At 71.2% G+C, this 3,139-nt stretch carries 1 protein-coding gene and 1 pseudogene; both read right to left on the bottom strand.

The window, feature by feature from the left end:
• Window positions 1–2,725 (bottom strand): double-strand break repair helicase AddA (gene addA / locus B2Y21_RS14455; protein WP_292060518.1); only part of this gene is annotated, 2,725 nt, incomplete at its 3' end.
• Window positions 2,722–3,139, bottom strand: a pseudogene (locus tag B2Y21_RS14450) (double-strand break repair protein AddB); the annotation flags it as partial. The pseudogene B2Y21_RS14450 and the gene addA, both read right to left, overlap by 4 nt.

Here is a 3,139-nt window from a genome sequence, read left to right as displayed (position 1 = left end):
CGTAGCGGCGGGCGCCGCCGTCCAGTTCGCGCACCTGATCGTCCAGCCGATCGAACGTCTCCTCGATCACCGACCACCAGTCCCCGGCCTCAGGCGCGCGTTTCGAGCCGCGTCCCATGACGATCACCCGGTCCCGCGCGCGGGTCAGGGCGACGTAGAGCAGGCGCAGGGATTCATCGCCGACCCGCGCCTCGCGCGCCGCGCGGGCGTCGGCCGAGGCGGGGCAGTCCTCCTTCGACGAGCCGGGGCACATCAGCCAGGCTTCGCCGCTCTCGGTGGCGACCGGCATCAATGACGGCCCCTGCGCCTTCGCCTTCATCGTCGTGTCGGGCAGGATGACGACCGGCGCCTCCAACCCCTTGGCGCCGTGGACGGTCATGACGCGGACCTCGCCGCGCGGCCCTTCCAGTTCGCGCTTCACCTCGACGTCGGCGGCTTCCAGCAGAGCCAGACAGGTCTCCAGATCGGTCCCGCCGCGCCCCTCGGCGGCCAGCACCTGATTGAGGGTCTCGTCGACGGCCTCCTCGGCTTCGCGCCCCAGTCGGGTCAGGATGCGGGCGCGGCCCGAGACGCCGGTCGCGTCCACCCGATTCAGCAGGCGGGAGAAGAAGCCGAACGGATCGAGGTCGCGGGCGCTGCGCGCCGCGCGCAGCAGGTCCAGCGCCCGGCCCCATTCCGGCCGTTCGTCCGCGCGGCGTTTCAGTTCGCGCCACAGGCCCTTGCGATCCTTGAGACCGGCGAGCTCGAACAGGCTGTCCTCGTCCACGTCGCAGAAGGGGCCGCGCAGCACCTCGCCCACCGTCAGATCGTCGCCGGGGAAGAGGGCGAAACGGGCCAGCGCCTTCAGGTCGTCGAAGACGATGTGCTGCGACAGCTTCAGCCGGTCGGCGCCCGCCACCGGCGCGCCCGCGGCCTTCAGGGCGCGGATGATCTCCTCGAACGTCGCGTCGCGACGACGGACCAGGATCAGGAAATCGCCGTAGCCGCAGGGGCGCGCGGCGCCGCCCTTGTCGAAGACGACGGCGCCGGTCTCGACCTGACGTTTGATCTCGAGCGCTAGGGTCTGGGCCATGCGCTTGCGGGCGCTGGCGGTTCCTTCCTGATCGACGGGGTCGGTCCAGGCGTCGCGCTCGGGCGGGGCCTCGTCGACGAACAGGGGCCACAGGTCGACGGCGCCGGGCTGACCCTGACGGGCGGCGGTGTGGTGCGGAATCTCGCCCGTTTCTCCGACCAGGGCGCGGGCGCGTTCGGGCGTGGCGAAGACTTCGTCCACGAACTTCAGCACCGCCTCGGTCGAGCGATAGGAGGTCTCCAGCGGTACGCCCTCGAAGGCCCCGCCCGCCCCGGTGATCAGGCTGTCGTAGACCTGCGCTTCCTGTCTCAGCCGTTCGGGCCGGGCGCCCTGGAAGGAGTAGATGGACTGCTTCTCGTCGCCGACGGCGAAGACGGTGCGGTCGGTGTCAGGGACGGTGAAGAACTCGCCGGTCAGGGCGCGCATGATGGCCCACTGTTCGGGGGCGGTGTCCTGAGCCTCGTCGATCAAGACGTGGTCGACGCCGCCGTCCAGCTTGTACAGCACCCAGGCGGCGGTCGAGCGGACCGTCAGCAGTTCGACCGTCCGGGCCACCAGGTCCGAGAAGTCGAGCGCGCCGTGGGCCGTCTTGGCCGCTTCGTAGAGGGCGGCGTGGGCGTTGGCGAGGGTCAGCAGCTTGATGGTGTCGTCGGCGACCTTGGCGGCGCGCAACTGGTCGCGCGCGGCCAGAAACTTGTCCTGAAGATCGGTCAGCCAGCCGGCCGCGTCGGGCGGCGCCTGCTTCGTCGCCATCGACTTGCGGGGCGAGCCGGAGCCGGTCAGGAAGACGACGCCCAGGCCGTGGAAGCTCCAGTCGTGGTCGAGGGCGTGGATCAATTCGGCGGCGCGGTCCTTGTCGGTCTTGGAGCCGGTCGCCATCAACTCGGCCATGCGGCGGACCTCGCCCCGGTCCAGCCAACGCAGGAAGTCGGCCTCGATGTCCTCGGGCGTCGCTTTCGGATCGGCGCCGGTCAGGACGTAGGGGCCGGGGGCGCGGCCGTCGGCGACGCGGGCGACATAGTCGGTCAGTTCGGCGCGCTTGGCCTCGATCAGGGCCAGCAGATCCTGGAACCGGCCCCAGTCCAGCTCGACCGCGAAATGGCTGTAGGCCTCGCCGACCGGCCCCTCGGCGTCGGCGAGGGCGGCGCGGGCCAGGTCTTCGCGCGCGGCGTGGCTGAGGGCGATCGCCGCCTCGTTCTCCAGCACGGTGAAGCGCGGCGACACCCCCGCCTCGATGGGAAAGCGGCGTAGCAGTTTTTCGCAGAAGGCGTGGATGGTCTGGATCTTCAGCCCGCCGGGCGTCTCCAGGGCGCGGGCGAACAGGCGGCGCGCCTCGGACAGGCGGGCGGGGTCGAGGGCGGCGGGGTCGCTGTCGTCCAGCTTGGCCAGTTCGGCCGACAGTTCGCCGTCGTCCATGACGGCCCATTTGCCCAGCGTCTCGAACAGGCGGGCCTGCATCTCGGCGGCGGCGGCCTTGGTGTAGGTCACGCACAGGATGGCCGAGGGCGCGGCGCCGCCCAGCAGCAGGCGCGCCACCCGGCTGACCAGGGTGGTGGTCTTGCCCGATCCGGCGTTGGCGGTGACGAAGACCGAGCGGGCCGGATCGGCGGCGCGGGTCTGGGGATTGAGGCCGTCCCGAACGTGGAGGTTCATTCCGCCTCTCCTTCTTCGCCGCCGCCGATGACGTGCCATTCCCAGACGCGGGCCAGCAGGTTGTAGGGGCTGTAGCTGCCCATCAGATGAGGCGCGGCCCACGAGAGGTAGGGCGTCTCCGGCCGGTCGAACTCGGCGACGCGGGCCATCAGCCCTTGCAGGGCGGCGTCGGACAGGGCCTGCGCCTCCGGCCCGGCCGCGCGCACGGCGACCTCGCCCGCCTTCTTGCGGCCGACGACGCGGACATAGGTCAGTTCTTCCGGTGAGACGGGACCGTTCGTCTCCTTGAAGCCGCCGGCGGCCAGGATGGCGCCGGTCAGGGTCAGCTGGGGCGCGAAGCCCGCCTTGATCTGTTTGGCGCTCGGAACCTGGCCGGTCTTGAAGTCCATGACGGCGGCGGACAGGGCGGCGACC

Origin of the sequence: Brevundimonas sp. UBA5936 (assembly GCA_002430835.1) — a bacterium.
Taxonomy (GTDB): domain Bacteria; phylum Pseudomonadota; class Alphaproteobacteria; order Caulobacterales; family Caulobacteraceae; genus Brevundimonas.
The sequence above is the reverse complement of the archived record's forward strand: the minus strand, read 5'-3'. Positions and strand labels throughout refer to the sequence as shown.